We start from the raw sequence: 15161 nt of genomic DNA, 5'->3' as shown, positions 1-15161 counted from the left end.
TACACACCTTACGGGTTGAGAAGATGGAAGATAAAAAAATAAACAATTCATTGTTTCAGGTACGGTTGCCGCTGTTTTTGGGGGTGGCGGTAGCGCTGGGCGTTTTGCTGGGCGCCACCTTGTTCCAGCCCAGCTCCAACAATCCGCAGGGCACGGCGCGGGGCTACCTCAAGTTCCGGGAAATTCTGAGCTACATTGACCGCGAATACGTGGACACCGTGAACACTGAGCAACTCTCTGAGTACGCCATTGGTAAGATGCTGGAGAAACTGGACCCGCATTCGTCTTACATTCCGTCTAAGGATTTGAGCATGGCCCGTTCTTACCTGGAAAGCGACTTTGACGGCATTGGCGTGGAGTTCAACATCTTCAGAGACACGCTCTACGTGATTGCGCCCATCAACGGCGGTCCGTCTGAGCAGGTGGGGATTCAGGCCGGCGACAAAATCATTAAAGTAGAAAACGAGAACATTGCGGGCATCAACATCACCAATGAAACGGTGTTCAAGAAACTGCGCGGCCCCAGAGGTTCCAAGGTGAATTTGACCATTCTGCGCCGCGGCGAAACCAAGCCCCACGTGTTCACCGTCACGCGCCGCAAGATTCCGTCTGTGTCAGTAGATGCCGGCTACATGGTAGACGAGCAGACCGGCTATATCAAAGTGAGCCGCTTCTCTAACGGGACGTTTGACGAATTCAAAACCAAACTGACCGCCCTTAAAAAGCAAGGCATGCAGCGTTTGGTGCTGGACCTGCGCGACAATCCCGGTGGTTACTTAGACCATGCCACCCGCATGGCCGATGAATTTATTTCGGGCAGCAAGAAACTGGTGTACACAGACGGCAAAGGCACTAAATATGACGCAGATTATTACGCTCGCACCAAAGGCGAATTTGAGGCGGGTTCTGTGGTGGTGTTGATTAACGAAGGCAGCGCCTCGGCGTCTGAGATTCTGGCCGGTGCCTTGCAAGACCATGACCGCGCCCTGATTGTGGGCCGCCGCTCCTTCGGGAAAGGCTTGGTGCAGGTGCCCATTCCGTTGTCAGACGGGTCTGAGTTGCGCTTGACTATTTCCCGGTATTACACGCCCAGCGGAAGGTCCATTCAGAAACCGTATGACCCTAATTCTACGGAGGATTATGAAATGGATCTGATGAACCGCTACAAACACGGCGAACTGTTCAGCCAGGACAGCATCAAGTTCAATGACTCGCTCAAGTACAAAACCAGCCGCGGGCGCACCGTGTACGGCGGCGGCGGCATTATGCCAGACGTGTTTGTGCCCCGTGACACCCTAGACAACACGCCGCTGCTGATGGAACTGTACCGCAAAAACATTCTGCGTGAGTATGCCATGAACTACGCCCGTGACAACAAGAAGAAACTGGAGAACATGGCCTTAGCTGATTTTAAAGCCAACTTCCAAATCACAGACGTCATGTTCCAGGGCTTGCTAAAAGAAGCCAGGCGCGCCGGTGTAAAGGTGGAAGACAAAGACATTCAACGCTCGCAGCGCACCATCAAGAATAACCTCAAAGCCTACATTGGCCGCAGCCGTTTTGACGCCGAAGGTTTCTACCCCGTGCTCAACGAGATTGACCCAGATTTCCAGAAGGCCATGGGCGCCTTCGGGCAGGCCAGCCAGATTAGCTTAGGCAAGTAATTGTAAAGGGAAAGCGCCTGCCGGGTAAAACTGGCAGGCGCTTTTTTGTTTTCATTTGAGACTGTTTGATTAACTTCCTGTTTCCGGGCTCAGTTCTTGAAATGAAGCCGAAAACAGGAATGCTTTTTTTCTATCTTAGAGTTGGCATGCTTTGTATATATGATAAATAGGAAAGAAACAGCCTGGAAGAAGAGCAGGAAATTTGGAGATGTGAAAGGAGGCAGGAGGCACCCTAAATTAGCTGACCAAATCTTTAAAAGCCAACATAACTTACTTGCTCCATCTGCTGGACAAGAGACATCTATTTTCATTGAAGACAATCCGTCTAAGGACTTCTTCTTTCCTGTCACAGCAGAGCAAGTAAGGAAGACTCTGGAAAAATTACCTAAGGAGCACAGCAAAGAATTAACGCATGTCTGGTTTCGAAAGGTAAAGAGAACGGATTATCAGAATGGAAATGCGGTTCAAGGCAGCTTTATAAGTGGAAGCGGCGTGAACCTTATTGTGCTTCATCCATTCCCGAATGATTTGAAAATGCGCTTTGGGGACAAGAAGCCAGAACTGAAGCAGCTTAAGTTTTATGCTCCCTACACTACCCAACTCGGGTCTGATGAAAATGGTTGGTTTCTAAAATGGGAAGTAGAAAGAATTAAGGACTATTACCTTGAACGTTTATTGCTTCATGAGATTGGCCATCATATAGACAGTATGTACCACCGTTTCTGGAGCAAGGCATATAAACAGAAAGCAGAGAATTTTGCTGACAACTATGCCGTAGTTTGGTCTAATAGCGAAACAGTAAACGTTATTGAATAGGAAAACAACAAGGCATAAGCCTTAAAAGTATCTTCGTGTCACAACTTTGAATTGCTTATGCGAGGTGTTTTTTTCAACTCCTGTTTTCGGCTTCATTTCCAGAAATGAGCCCGAAAACGCATCTATAAAATTAGCACATCAGCACATTACCTAATTAGCACATTAACCAAATGGCCTACTACCATAGATTAGGAAACATTCCGCGGAAGCGGCACACGCAGTTCAGAAAGCCCGATGGCAGTTTGTACCATGAGCAGTTGGTGGGTACGTTGGGGTTTTCGGGGGTGTCGTCGTTGCTGTACCATAACCATGCGCCCACCCGCATCACGCGCATTGGCGAACCGGTGCCGTACGGACCGGTGCAATCTACCGTGCCGCTGGCGCCGTACCATCTACGCCCCTTCAAAGGCGAAAGCACCGGCGAAGATTACCTGAGCGCGCGCAAGACGGTCTTGATGAACAAAGATTGCACTATTTCTATCTGCCTCCCGAAGCAACGCGAGATGGACTATTTCTACAAAAATGCGCTCGCAGATGAGATTGTGTTCATCCATGAAGGTTCCGGCGCCTTGCTGTCGCAGATGGGCCGGCTGGAGGTAGAGGCCGGCGATTACGTGGTCATCCCTAGAACCATCATCCACCAATGGAAATGGAACGAAGGCCCCGTCCGCCTTTTAATCACCGAGAGCTTCAGCCCGGTAGAGACCGTGCGGCGCTATAGAAACCACTTCGGGCAACTGCTGGAGCACAGCCCGTACTGTGAGCGCGACATCAGGCCACCGCATGAATTGATTCTAGATGATGCGCCGGGTGAGTATCTGCTTCAGATTAAGAAAGAAGGTTTTCTGCACCAGTACACCTATGACTATTCGCCGCTGGACGTGGTGGGTTGGGATGGTTATTTCTATCCGTATGCCTTTTCCATCCATGACTTTGAGCCCATTACCGGCCGCATTCACCAGCCGCCGCCCGTGCACCAAACGTTTGAGACGCAGGGGTTTGTAGTGTGCTCTTTCGTGCCGCGGTTGTTTGATTATCACCCGTTGGCAATTCCGGCGCCCTACAACCACTCCAACGTAGACTCAGACGAGATTCTGTATTACGTGGCCGGTAATTTCATGAGCAGAAAAGGCGTGGACATTGGCTCGTTCACCATTCACCCCAGCGGCCTTCCGCACGGCCCACACCCTGGCACCGTGGAAGCCAGCATAGGTAAGAAAGAAACCCATGAACTGGCCGTGATGATTGACACCTTCAAGCCGCTGTATTTAACTGTTGACGCCCTGGAATTCCTGGACCAAAACTATCCCATGAGCTGGAACCCAGACGTCGCCCCGCACGCCCCCCGACCCGCCGATATGATGGACTAAACCCGTTTTGGGGCTCGTTTTGAGAAATGAGTCCGAAAACGGATTTTGTTTGGAATAAGGAAGTTGATAAACTTCCTCAGTGCCAACCCACAAGTTACGCTGCGCTAAACTTGCGGGAGATTAAGTAGTGAAAGTTAGGATAGGCTACAGATGCGATCTTTAATATTTGAATATTTAGGTATCACGGCTAGATGGCTCTTTTTTTTCATTCGCTCAAAGGTGACTGGAAAAAAGGCAAAGTCGTTTAAGGAGGTAAGGCATGGAGATATGCATGAACCTGCAGATGTTTTATCGTATGGATGTTTAAACATTTTTGTAGGCCTAATTATAGTTGTTATCATTGCTTATGTAATGGTTTATTTCTCCTACAGGTAAAAGAATTTCATTTCTCCCGCAAGTTTAGCGCCAGCGTAACTTGTGGGTAGCCAACGTAGTAAGTTTATAAACTTACGTACATCCCCATGAGCCGCAGCTACAAAATAAAGGACCAGGACTTCCTCTATTTCGTGTCTTTTGCCACGGTATATTGGGTAGACGTGTTTACCCGGCGGGAATACAAAGACATTTTTGTGGAAAGCCTGCGCTATTGCATTCAGCACAAAGGCCTGCACGTGTATGCGTGGTGCCTGATGCCCAACCATGTACATTTGATTATTGGCTCAAAGGGTGAAAAACTGGAGGATATCTTACGTGATTTAAAGCGGCATACTTCCAAAGAAATTACCAAAGCCATTGACGCCAACACTCAGGAAAGCCGCAAAGGCTGGCTTCTCTGGCTCTTTGAACGGGCGGGGCAGCGCAATCCCAACAACACCAAATACCAATTCTGGCAACAGCACAACCATCCCATTGAGGTAAGCACCAATGCCCTGCTGGCCCAGAAGCTGGACTACGTGCACCAAAACCCCGTGAAGGAAGGTTGGGTAGAGGAGCCGGAACAGTATCTGTATTCTAGCGCGAAGGATTACGCCGGGTTAAAAGGATTGGTGCCTGTGATTTTGATTGAGTAGTGTACGGAAGTTGATAAACTTCCTGCGTGTAAACCCACAAGTTACGCTGCGCTAAACTTGCTGGAGTGTACCTTTGAAAAATTGGCAGCAGCTGCATCTAGCCTTCCCCTAAAAATCACTTCCTCCAGTTTTCGCCTTCATTTCCAGAAACAAGCCCCAAAACAGAAACTGTCCGGAAACGGAGAGAAGGTGTCCAATTGCGAACAGTGTTTACAAAGGTGAATGTCAGTAAGTTGCTGTAAATGAATAATTTGAGATACTGGCACGGCGGTTGTAAGAGAAACTGCAGGAATTTTAGACAGCCACGTGCAACCTCCCGCGCACTTTGTTGTCTTTTAGAGCAGCATCCGTTTCTGGGCTGTGTTCCGTGTTGTTCCATCTTAACCTTACCGCTATGCGTCCATTCTTACTTTCCTCCATGTTCGCCTTCGGGTTGTTAACGGTTTGTTTGCCGGCCACAAGCCAGGACCAGGCCGAGAAAAAGCCGTCGCACAGCAGTGTCAATGTGGTCAAGGGCACCTACATCAACAACTCCAGCCAGGGCAACACGGTTTTGACCAGAACAGATGAGACCGGACGCCGCTCACAACTGGTGGCTACGGGCAAAATCACCATCGCGCCAGATGAGAAATCCATCATCGCCATAAGTGACGGGGGCAAGTTTGAGTATTCTGTGCGTGAGAAAAATGCGCCGGAGCACATGGTGGTGCTCAAGCACAAAAACGGCGAGTTGGTGGGCTTTTATTGGGTAGACCATGAACCCAAAGACTACAACACCGCCGGCAAAGCCTGGTTGGCGCAGCAACTGCCCGAGGTTATCTCCACCACCGGCATTGGCGCAGAGGCCCGCGCCGAACGCCTGATGCAGGAAGGCGGCAGCGCGAAAGTGCTGGACTACACCGCCACCATGCCCAGCGGCTCAGGCAAGACCAAAATGTACCGCTACCTGTTGGCCAACCCAGACCTGAAACCCACTGACCTACAGACGCTGGTGGAACAGGTGGGCCAGACCAAGAACTCAGACTATGAAGTGGTGTCGTTGCTCACCAAGATTCCGGCGTCAAAGCTAAACCACAGCGGCATTGCCGAGGCCTACGTGAAAGCCGCCGCGGGCGTGGGGTCAGACTATGAGAAAGCCAAGGCGCTCAAACATCTGCTCTTGCAGGAAAACCTGCCAGAAAGCACGCTCACCAGAATAGCCGAAGCCAGCGCCGGCATGAGTTCAGACTACGAGAAGCGTAAGTTGCTGACCAGCCTGGCGGCCCGGCCAGAACTCACCGAGAAACAGTTCGCGTTTGCGATGAAAGCCCTGCAGAAAGTGAGCTCAGATTATGAGCGCACGCAGGCCCTGAGCCCGTTTATGAAACACGAGAAGCAGGTAATCAGGCATTTTGATCAGGTCTTGCCCTTAATCAGCACCATTGGCTCAGATTATGAGAAAGTGAAAGCTTATGGCAACCTCTTGAAAGTGGGCACCCTGGGCAGCAGCCAATATGTGCCGCTTCTGAAAGCCAGCGAAGGAATTTCGTCTGACTATGAGAAGAGCAAGCTCCTGCGCAAGATAGCCACCCAGCTGCCCAAAGACGACAAGCGCGTGCGCGATGCCTTCGCCCATGCGGCCAAAACGGTGAGCTCAAAATATGAATATGACAAAGTGATGGCCTCGTTCAAATAGGCCGCGCCTCTAAAGATTTTTTTTGGTTGTTTGAGTTGATTCGGTCCTTCAGGGGCCGATTCTCTTTTATGGCGGTTCCTGAGGACAGCTTTTAAGAAAGCAGCTGGCAGGAAACGTTTTCTGTTTTCGGGCTCATTTCTGGAAATGAGGGCAAAAACGGCTTCGCCGAAGGCAAGACTGGCTACAGGTTTTCCTTCGCTCCCAGGTTTCTTCCAACCCAAGTTTAGCCTTTCCTGAGTTTTCTATAGATCATGATGGCCGCCATTAAAACTACAGACAATCCAATAAAACCAAGCACGCCCCAGGTGGCGCTGAGTCCGTTTTTCAAGACTACCAGAAACACAATGCTCACCAGAAAAAGCGTGGCCACTTCGTTTAAGATGCGCAGTTGCGTGGAGCTTTGGTGGATTTGGTTGCGCTGGTGTTGCCTGAAAATGCGGTGGCAGTATAAATGATAGGCGAAAAGCCCGGCCACAAAACCCAGTTTCCAGAGAAGCCAGGTGGGCCAGGTTTGGTGCAAGTTCAGGCTGTAGACCACTGAGAAACCCATGATGAACGTGAGTACGGCGCTGGGCCAGGTAATGCCGTACCAGAGCCGCTTCTGCATGAGTTGGAACTGCTGTTGCAGAATGCTTTTCTCGGGCTCCGGTTTCTGGTCGGTCTCTGCGTAATAGACAAACAGGCGCACAATGTAGAACAGCCCGGCAAACCAGGTCACCACAAAAATGATGTGCAAAGACTTGAGGTACAGATAGCTCATTGGGCAGGCGCGCGACAGGCACAAATTGTATTCCGCAAAAATGGCGCATGAAACCGTAGAAACCTAAAACGCCTGCCTTTGTGCTCCAGTGAAGAAGACAAAGGCAGGCGTTTTCAGGCTCATTTTCAGAAATGAGCCCCAAAACGGGAATTTAGATTTTCAGCCTCAGGCCAATGGCCAGGTTCAGGATGTCTGTGACGGCAATGCCGCTGTTGCGGTATTTGTCAATGATGAGCACATCGGCGGAGCCGATCTCCCCATAGAATTCACCGTAAAGCGGGCGGGTTTTGCCTTTGAAGTCGCGCCCCACGGCGGTGCCCACAAACGGTAGAATGCGGGTGGCGGTAGGCCAGATGTAATATCCTCGCGGGTATTTCTTCGGGAAGAAGGTCTCAAACTGTTCGCCAATGGTCATGCTGATGCCCGCACCCGCCCTGATCCAGCTAATTTTGAAGTCGCCCACCAGCGGTTTGGGATGTGATTGGTAGTACAGGCGCGTGGTGAACGTGTGCGTGGTATTTTTGATGCCATAGTTGGGCGTGAACCCGTACATGAGCTCCACGTTGGTGCGGTCATGCCGCCCGAAGTCATAGCCCACACCCGCCGCCAGAATCCCGATGAGGCCGGCGTGCTGGGCCACCAGGTAATCTGGTGCGTACCACTTGTTTTTGGGGCGGTCCTGTTTTTCGGGGGTATCCTGCGCGGCGGCCTGGCTCCAGGAGGCTATAAAAAGGAGGGCAAGGAGTAATCTTCTTTTCATGGCCTTAGAAAGTAATAACTTCATGGGTAATGGTATTGCCAGTGACGGTGACCATCACATAGTTGCGTTTGTTGGCTGAAGCCGTGGTAAGATAAGTGATGCCGTCATTGTACGGTTGCCGTACCGTGTGGCCGTGTATATGCCCATGCAAAGACAAGCCCACGGTAAACTGCTGCATAAGCGTGGCATAGCCCATTGCTTTGGCGGGGTTGGCCTCGCCGTGGTCTGGGGAGATATGGGCCACCACAAACTTGTTGGTGATGTCTGCCGGGGCCTGCAGTTCGCGCTGCAAATAGTCAAGGTCAGGCACAGAGGCGTCAAACTCCAGAAAGTTGGAGTTGAGGAAGATGAACTTGTTGTTTTTGAACGTGAACGAATGGTTGAGCGGCCCATACATGGCCTGATAGATTTTGTCTCCGTCGCCTAGGCAGTCATGGTTGCCAATCACGGTCACGTAGGGCGCATTCAGCTTGGATAGCACCCGGTGCGACCGCTCAAACTCGTCTGTGAACCCGTAGTTGGTGATGTCGCCGCCGTGCAGCACAAAGGCCACGTTGCGGCTGTTGATGTCTTTGACCATGGCCTCTTTTTCCTCAAAGAAATTGTGGGTGTCTGAGATGAACGCAAACTTAAGCGTTGCCTGGGCCGGGAAGGTAGATTCCAGGGCTTTGATGCGGGCCACGTTCTCAGCGGTGAGGTTCTTGTAGGTCACGTTCCCTTCATAGGGGTGGTAGTCAAACAAGTCACAGGAAGAAAAGGGAAGCAGGAGCAGGAAAGCCAGCCAGCCGCACAGTTGGCGGCGGTTGAGAGTTTTCATAAATATATTGGTAAAGCTATTCATTACCCCTATACTATTTAATGGAAATAGAGTTGCTTGCCAGGGTGGCAGGCCGGTTACAGACCTTTACTATTTTCAAGATAATCAACAACAAGGCGCTGCTGGTGTGCGGTTTATGAGTATATTTGTTTTCCATGGCTTCCAAAAGCGTTCACCAAAGGCAACTATAGGTATTCCTGGCCGGTTTGGTGACCATGCACGCCTGTCAGCAGTAAGAGGCGCGCAACGTGTCTGTTAATCAAGGAGAAAAGTAGAATGCAGGCAGCAGGCAAGGGCGCGGAAGTAACGGAGAAAATACCAGCGCCTGGGCAAAACCCATTGGCGCCAGGCACTGCCCAGGTCATTCTGGAACTGATCAACGTGCTGCCGCTTGCAGAACCAGCTAGCAATGGTCTGTGCAACAGGGCAGAGGGGCGGGTGCGGCAAGTGCTGGGCTTGGGTTCGTCTTTCACAGAAACGCTGGCGCCGGGGCAGGTAGTGGAGGTGTATTTCACCATGACGCTCAACCCAGACAACGGTTGGCCAGGTGCCAAGCCGGGCACGGTGTTGCAGGCAGAAATGCAGGCGCCTGCCCTAAACAGTACTTTGTTTACTGTGCAGCACTACACCGTGGCGTTGTCAGGTGCAGGAGCTGAGGTTTAGCAGATTGCCAAGACAAGCTGTGTATCACGGACTTATTTAGTTGCTAGGGTTTTGCAGGGAAGTGAAGGAGAAGAAACCAGCTTTAACGGCTCTCGCATATAGTGTTGAATTATCAAATTAGTCTATACCTATCACGCGTTTTATGAATCAACTTTACCGGCAGCATGTCTTAGCCGCCTGCGTTCTGTTCCTGCTTTTTGGAGCAACCTTTTTTTTCGCTTCGTCTTTGCCATTTAGTGACAGCCGAAAATCACATTTCAATGAGCAAGACGTAGCGTCTGCGGGCCTCACCGCCCGTGAACACCGGCTGCACAAAGCGGGCTCCATTGGCAGCAAAGACAATCCGTTTGCCCGGGAGCAACATGAGATAGACCGCCTCAAGGACCCAGCCACCGGCAGAATTCCAGCCAACATGCGGGAACTGGAGCTGGCCTACTCCAAACGGATGCCAACTATTGAGGCGGTGGAGCGGTCTACCAACCCTTATGCCAAGCTGGCCACGTTTGAGTGGAGCGCCAGAGGGCCTTTTAACGTGGGCGGGCGTACGCGTGCCCTGGCCATGCACGTGACTAATGAAAGCCTGTTTCTGGCAGGCGGTGTTTCTGGGGGCATGTGGCGCAGCGCTAACGGCGGCAGTTCCTGGACCAAAGTGACCCGGGCCGACCAACTGCACAGCGTGACCACCGTGGCCCAAGACAAAAGAGCCGGCAAGCAGAATACCTGGTACTACGGTACCGGGGAAATCATAGGAAACTCAGCCAACAAGACCGGCGCACCTTACCTCGGCAGCGGCGTGTTCAAATCCATTGACAACGGCATTACCTGGAACCAGTTGCCGGCCACCCAGGTGCCTATCAAGGCTAACGGAATCAGCAGCGTGTGGCAGTTTGTGCACCGGGTTGCCACCAATCCCGCCAACCTGGCGCAGGACGAGGTGTTTGCCGCCACGGTTTCGGGTATTCAGCGTTCCACCAATGGGGGTGAGTCCTGGTTTCCGGTCTTAGGCTCCGATGACTTGACCAACTACAGCACCAATCCCTATTACACAGACATAACCATTGGCAACACCGGGGTCATGTACGCCGGCCTGAGCCAAACAGGCGGCGGCGGAAACTCTTCTACCAAAGGCATTTTCCGGTCTGTGAATGGTGTAAACTGGGCCAATATCACGCCTGCCGGGTTTCCTGCCACCTACGGGCGCATTGTCATGGACATTGCGCCTTCCAACGAGAACATTGTCTACTTTCTGGTGTACACCACCACCAACCTCAATAACCGCGGCAACCTTTGGAAATACCAGTACGTGTCTGGTGACGGCACCGGCTCTGGCGGTATCTGGACTGATTTAAGCACCAACCTGCCCATGCTGGGCGGCACCTCTGGTAACTTAGACTTGCAGACTGGCTACAACATGGTGGTGAAGGTGCGGCCAGACAACCCTAATTTTGTGATTCTGGGCGGGACCAACCTTTACAAATCCACTAACGGGTTCTCTTCTACCAGCACTACCCGCAAGATTGGCGGTTATACCATCAACAACAACAGCTACGCCCTGTACCCTAACCATCACCCAGACAACCATGAGGTGGTGTTCTACAGAAGCAATCCGTCTGTGATGCTCTCGGCCCATGACGGCGGCGTAAGCAGAACCGCAGATAATACAGAGTCTGTGGTGGAATGGGAATCTTTGAACCGAGGCTACCGCACCACCCAGTTTTACACTGTGGCCATTGACTTAAATACCACCGATGATTTTGTGGTAGGCGGTATGCAAGACAATGGCAGCTGGGCCGTGGGCAATATCAATGAGCAAACGGGCTGGGTAGAACAGTTAGGCGGCGACGGCGCGTTTGCCGCGGTTACCACGCACTCAGTGTTTGTGTCTACGCAGAACGGCACCTTGTACCGGTATGCCTATAATGATGCCGGGCAACGCACCGGGTACGCGCGTATTGACCCACCCAAAACCACCGGTTACCTGTTTGTGAACCCTTATACTATTGACCCTAACAATGAATACCGCATGTACCTGCCAGCCGGTGACACGCTGTGGCGGAACAACAACTTGGCTCAGATACCGGTGAGCAACACGGGCAACCAATCTACCTTAGGCTGGGAAGTAGCTGCCAACCTGGCCACCAATGAAGCCATCACGGCGGTGTCGGTGAGTAAATCGCCGGCCAATGTGGTGTATTTCGGAACCAGAACCGGTAAGTTGTATAAGTTTCAGGACGGCACCGTGCCGGCCCCCATGCGGTTAGACGTCACAGGCTCTAACTTCCCGGCAGGTGCGTACATCAACTGTATTGCCATTGACCCGCGTGACGCCAACAAAGCCGTGGTGGTGTTTACCAACTACCGCGTGCAAAGCTTGTTCTACACCGTTGACGGCGGCGCTTCCTGGTCTCCGGTCTCTGGGAACCTGGAGGAAAACGGCAACGTGAACGGCAACGGACCATCTACCCGCTGGGTGAGCATTCTGCCGGGCGCCGACGGCTCCACCAAATACTTTGTAGGCACCAGCACCGGTCTATACGCCACCTCCGCGCTCAACGGCACCGCCACCACCTGGCTGCGTGACGGCCACAGCACCATTGGCGAAGTACCCGTAGACATGGTCATCAGCCGCACCACCGACAACCTGGTATTGGTTGGTACCCACGGAAACGGGGTGTATAGCCGCCGCTACAACGGGCCATTGTTGTCTAAAGAAGAAGTGAACGCCGCCAAATTGGGCCTGGGCCAGAACTACCCCAACCCGTTCCGGTATGGCGCCGTGACCACCGTTCCTTTTACCTTAGAGAAACCGGCCAACGTGAAATTGGTGGTGTATGACTTAACCGGAAAAGCGGTGGCCACGCTCACCAACGGCAAACGCCTGGCGGGTCAGCACCAGGTGCAGTGGAACGGCAGAAGCGCCTCTGGCCAGGAGTTGCCATCAGGCACGTACCTGTATCAATTGACCATTGACGGCCAGCACTCCACCAAGCGCATGGTGTACACCAGATAGAAAGTACAAAACCTATAGAAATGAAATCGGCTGCCAGGTATATCTGGCAGCCGATTTCATTTTATGATGCAGTAATCTTGATCAGGCTTTTCCGTTTTCGGGCTCATTTCCAGAAATGAAGCCAAAAACGCAGTTTACCGCTTCAGTAACTGCGCGTATTCCTTGGCGAAATAAGTAAGAATGATGTCTGCGCCGGCGCGTTTCATGCTCAGGAGCACTTCATTCATTACGCGTTCGCCGTCAATCCAGCCGTTTTGGGCGGCGGCTTTCACCATGGCGTATTCGCCGCTCACGTTGTAGGCGGCAATGGGCAGGTGCGAATTATCTTTCAGCAATTTGATGATGTCTAAGTAGGAGAGGGCCGGTTTCACCATCAGGAAGTCTGCGCCCTCGGCGGTGTCCAGTTCGGCCTCCAGCAGGGCCTCGCGGCTGTTGGCGGGGTTCATCTGGTAGGTTTTCTTGTCACCGTGCTTGGGGGCCGAGTCCAGGGCGTCTCTGAACGGGCCGTAGAAGGCGCTGGCGTACTTGGCAGTGTAACTCATGATAGAGACGTTGTAAAACGCGTGCTTGTCCAGTACCTGTCTTATGTGCGCCACGCGGCCGTCCATCATGTCTGAGGGGCCAATAATATCGGCGCCCGCCTGGGCTTGGGCCAACGCCATCTGCCCTAAAATCTCCAGGGTAGCGTCATTTATGATTTCGCCGTTAGGGTCCACAATGCCGTCATGGCCGTCTGAGCTGTAGGGGTCCATGGCTACATCGGTCATCAAGACCACGTCTGGGAAGTTCTGTTTGATCTCAGAAATGGTGCGGAGGTACAGGCCTTCGGGGTTTTTGCTTTCCTGCGCGAAGCGGTCTTTTTTGGCCTCGTCAATCTGGGGGAACGGCGCGAAGGTCTTTACGCCCAGTTCCACACACTGGGCAATCTCCTCCAGCAAACGGTCCGGCGAAAACCGGTGGATGCCTGGCATGGACGTAATCTCCACGGCCAGGTTATCGCCTTCCATCATGAACAGCGGGAAGATAAGGTCTTGCACGGCCACGTGGTTTTCCTGCACCATGCTTCTGATGGCCTCTGATTTACGGTTGCGGCGGGGGCGGCGGGTTAAATGGTTCATAGCAGCTAGTTTCTTGGTGAGCAACGGAGCGTACATGGCATCCGGTGCCGGTCTAACAACAAAGCTTTCACTCTTTTTGCCGAATAGTTGGAAAACATTGGGCAACGGCGGAAAGGCTGGCGCAAAGGTACGGCTTTCTGAAACGGCAAACCTACCCAGGCCGGTACCTGCGCTTATACCAAAGGTAGAAGATTGTTTTTGAGCTTCTTTTTGGAAATGGGGCAAAAATTGGCTTAGTGCTCTGTTGGTTCTTTTTCCCAGAATTCGTCTGCTTCTTTTTGTTGAACCAGTTCAGTCTCTTTTAGGTAAAAAATGTTGAAAGCAAAAACCCAAGAGCTCTCTCTAATAGAGTTTGCTCTTGGGTAAAAATTAAAAGATTATACAATGCTATACCTTCTTCCTGAAAAAAACATGGTAAAACAACATTGCTAAAAAAAGGAAAGAACTGAAAATTCCGATAAATAACAAGGTGTTTGTTATAGAATCATTAATATGGAGTATTTTGGCTGTTGCTCCCAATATAGAAGTGATTAACCAAATAATTGTAATTGTTTTTAAATCAAATTTCATAAAAAGGAAATTGAATAGTTTTAATTAAATCTTCTTGTTATTGAGGGAGGTGCCTTACTGCGCTGCAGTTACATGATGCGGCTACAACTGTAACGACTATAGGATTTAAGAAATAAACGCAGCTCACAAAACTATCGCAAAATTCTTTAGATTCTTCTTCAAAACACTTAGCGTAAGTTTCTCCGGACTCCCGCTGGCAAAACCCATCACCTCCATGCCTTCCTTCACTATCATCAACCTTTATTATACTTAGTTTGCCATCCTCTTCTAATATAGGCCTTATTTTATTAACGCCATTTTCTATGTCAATAGTAAGCCCTTCTTTGCCATTTAGGAGCATTATTTTCCCGTTTTTCCCATCATGAAGTAAATATCCAATTAGGAAGTTTTCAACTACTTGAAAACCACTATTGCTGAAAGCCCCTTTTAATACGAGTATTTTTTTATCAGTGCCTTTAAAATTAATCATAGCAATCGTTATGTTATCTTTGTCATTTGTAAATAACCTCACATTACTGTAATCTAATTTTTCTTTAAACTGTTGAAAGTATTTGCTTTGTTCTTTAGCACTTTCTAAAATTGATTTAAGTTGATTAGGAGTTGCTTCAATATTAAATTTGCTAATATTATATTGCGCTTTAACAGCTTGCTCTACTTTCTGATCTACACTGATAAATGTAGGTTGGTCAGTGTCCTGAGTGCAGGAAATAGAAAATATTAAGAAGGCGAATAATAAAAATTTTGATAAAGTTTTCATGGTTACAAATTGATTTTTATATTTTTTTAATTCAACAGATGGCTACTTTATAGATAATTTCATTTCTCCATGCAAAAATGTTTAAGTTCTAAAAAAAAGTAAAACCGTACTTATAATTAGATTATATTATAAATATAGAGTCTCTATCTATCCTTGAAAAGGAAACTTGTG

13 protein-coding genes are annotated in these 15161 nt (G+C 50.4%); 7 read left to right on the top strand and 6 right to left on the bottom strand.

Annotation, left to right across the window (positions count from 1 at the left end; all coding sequences use genetic code 11):
• The first annotated feature begins 23 nt into the window (after positions 1-23).
• The 5 genes from IMY23_RS11435 (at position 24) to IMY23_RS11415 (ending at position 6535) form a co-directional block, all read left to right on the top strand.
• Complete coding sequence (locus IMY23_RS11435) at positions 24-1664, top strand: S41 family peptidase (RefSeq protein WP_192822211.1); 1641 nt, start codon at positions 24-26, stop codon at positions 1662-1664.
• Between the two features lie 159 nt (positions 1665-1823).
• Positions 1824-2480: a hypothetical protein gene (locus IMY23_RS11430; protein WP_192822210.1), complete on the top strand. Its 657-nt coding sequence runs from the start codon at positions 1824-1826 to the stop codon at positions 2478-2480.
• A 170-nt stretch (positions 2481-2650) separates the two neighbouring features.
• The gene (locus tag IMY23_RS11425) at positions 2651-3850 is read left to right on the top strand and encodes a homogentisate 1,2-dioxygenase (RefSeq protein WP_192822209.1); all 1200 of its coding nucleotides are present in this window, start codon (positions 2651-2653) and stop codon (positions 3848-3850) included.
• Between the two features lie 461 nt (positions 3851-4311).
• Entirely contained in the window at positions 4312-4860 is a 549-nt protein-coding gene (locus IMY23_RS11420) for a transposase (RefSeq protein ID WP_192822208.1), read from the top strand.
• Between the two features lie 394 nt (positions 4861-5254).
• Positions 5255-6535: a hypothetical protein gene (locus tag IMY23_RS11415; protein ID WP_192822207.1), complete on the top strand. Its 1281-nt coding sequence runs from the start codon at positions 5255-5257 to the stop codon at positions 6533-6535.
• A 223-nt stretch (positions 6536-6758) separates the two neighbouring features.
• Here IMY23_RS11415 and IMY23_RS11410 read toward each other — a convergent pair whose 3' ends face one another.
• The 4 genes from IMY23_RS11410 to IMY23_RS20155 all read right to left on the bottom strand — a co-directional run bounded on the left by IMY23_RS11410 (position 6759) and on the right by IMY23_RS20155 (position 9029).
• On the bottom strand, positions 6759-7295 hold the full coding sequence (locus tag IMY23_RS11410; protein ID WP_192822206.1) for a CopD family protein: 537 nt from the start codon (positions 7293-7295) through the stop codon (positions 6759-6761).
• Positions 7296-7446: 151 nt separating this feature from the next.
• On the bottom strand, positions 7447-8055 hold the full coding sequence (locus tag IMY23_RS11405; protein WP_192822205.1) for a hypothetical protein: 609 nt from the start codon (positions 8053-8055) through the stop codon (positions 7447-7449).
• Positions 8056-8059: 4 nt separating this feature from the next.
• Complete coding sequence (locus IMY23_RS11400; RefSeq protein WP_192822204.1) at positions 8060-8872, bottom strand: metallophosphoesterase; 813 nt, start codon at positions 8870-8872, stop codon at positions 8060-8062.
• 34 nt (positions 8873-8906) lie between these two features.
• Complete coding sequence (locus tag IMY23_RS20155) at positions 8907-9029, bottom strand: hypothetical protein (protein WP_255430316.1); 123 nt, start codon at positions 9027-9029, stop codon at positions 8907-8909.
• Between the two features lie 119 nt (positions 9030-9148).
• Here IMY23_RS20155 and IMY23_RS11395 point away from each other — a divergent pair, with 119 nt between their 5' ends.
• A complete protein-coding gene (locus tag IMY23_RS11395; protein WP_192822203.1) occupies positions 9149-9535 on the top strand; it encodes a hypothetical protein in 387 nt (128 codons plus the stop codon).
• Positions 9536-9677: 142 nt separating this feature from the next.
• On the top strand, positions 9678-12545 hold the full coding sequence (locus IMY23_RS11390) for a FlgD immunoglobulin-like domain containing protein (RefSeq protein ID WP_192822202.1): 2868 nt from the start codon (positions 9678-9680) through the stop codon (positions 12543-12545).
• 134 nt (positions 12546-12679) lie between these two features.
• Here the strand turns inward: IMY23_RS11390 and hemB are convergent, their stop codons facing one another.
• Both hemB and IMY23_RS11380 read right to left on the bottom strand, forming a co-directional pair.
• Positions 12680-13663 carry a porphobilinogen synthase gene (hemB, locus tag IMY23_RS11385; protein ID WP_192822201.1) on the bottom strand — a complete coding sequence of 328 codons (984 nt, stop codon included), beginning with the start codon at positions 13661-13663 and terminating at the stop codon, positions 12680-12682.
• Positions 13664-14270: 607 nt separating this feature from the next.
• Positions 14271-14990 (bottom strand): hypothetical protein, encoded by a 720-nt coding sequence (locus IMY23_RS11380; protein ID WP_192822200.1) that lies wholly within the window; start codon positions 14988-14990, stop codon positions 14271-14273.
• Positions 14991-15161: the final 171 nt, after the last annotated feature.

Source organism: Rufibacter sp. LB8 (genome assembly GCF_014876185.1).
GTDB lineage: Bacteria > Bacteroidota > Bacteroidia > Cytophagales > Hymenobacteraceae > Nibribacter.
Note: the sequence above shows the minus strand (reverse complement) of the source record. Positions and strands in the feature narration are given on the sequence as shown.

What these genes read in the sequence shown, in the direction of transcription:
- IMY23_RS11400 (WP_192822204.1), bottom strand. Translation starts at nt 8,872, where the DNA reads ATGAAAACTCTCAACCGCCGCCAACTGTGCGGCTGGCTGGCTTTCCTG.
- IMY23_RS11395 (WP_192822203.1), top strand. Translation starts at nt 9,149, where the DNA reads ATGCAGGCAGCAGGCAAGGGCGCGGAAGTAACGGAGAAAATACCAGCG.
- IMY23_RS11415 (WP_192822207.1), top strand. Translation starts at nt 5,255, where the DNA reads ATGCGTCCATTCTTACTTTCCTCCATGTTCGCCTTCGGGTTGTTAACG.
- IMY23_RS20155 (WP_255430316.1), bottom strand. Translation starts at nt 9,029, where the DNA reads ATGGAAAACAAATATACTCATAAACCGCACACCAGCAGCGCCTTGTTG.
- IMY23_RS11430 (WP_192822210.1), top strand. Translation starts at nt 1,824, where the DNA reads ATGATAAATAGGAAAGAAACAGCCTGGAAGAAGAGCAGGAAATTTGGA.
- hemB (WP_192822201.1), bottom strand. Translation starts at nt 13,663, where the DNA reads ATGAACCATTTAACCCGCCGCCCCCGCCGCAACCGTAAATCAGAGGCC.
- IMY23_RS11390 (WP_192822202.1), top strand. Translation starts at nt 9,678, where the DNA reads ATGAATCAACTTTACCGGCAGCATGTCTTAGCCGCCTGCGTTCTGTTC.
- IMY23_RS11435 (WP_192822211.1), top strand. Translation starts at nt 24, where the DNA reads ATGGAAGATAAAAAAATAAACAATTCATTGTTTCAGGTACGGTTGCCG.
- IMY23_RS11425 (WP_192822209.1), top strand. Translation starts at nt 2,651, where the DNA reads ATGGCCTACTACCATAGATTAGGAAACATTCCGCGGAAGCGGCACACG.
- IMY23_RS11380 (WP_192822200.1), bottom strand. Translation starts at nt 14,990, where the DNA reads ATGAAAACTTTATCAAAATTTTTATTATTCGCCTTCTTAATATTTTCT.
- IMY23_RS11410 (WP_192822206.1), bottom strand. Translation starts at nt 7,295, where the DNA reads ATGAGCTATCTGTACCTCAAGTCTTTGCACATCATTTTTGTGGTGACC.
- IMY23_RS11420 (WP_192822208.1), top strand. Translation starts at nt 4,312, where the DNA reads ATGAGCCGCAGCTACAAAATAAAGGACCAGGACTTCCTCTATTTCGTG.
- IMY23_RS11405 (WP_192822205.1), bottom strand. Translation starts at nt 8,055, where the DNA reads ATGAAAAGAAGATTACTCCTTGCCCTCCTTTTTATAGCCTCCTGGAGC.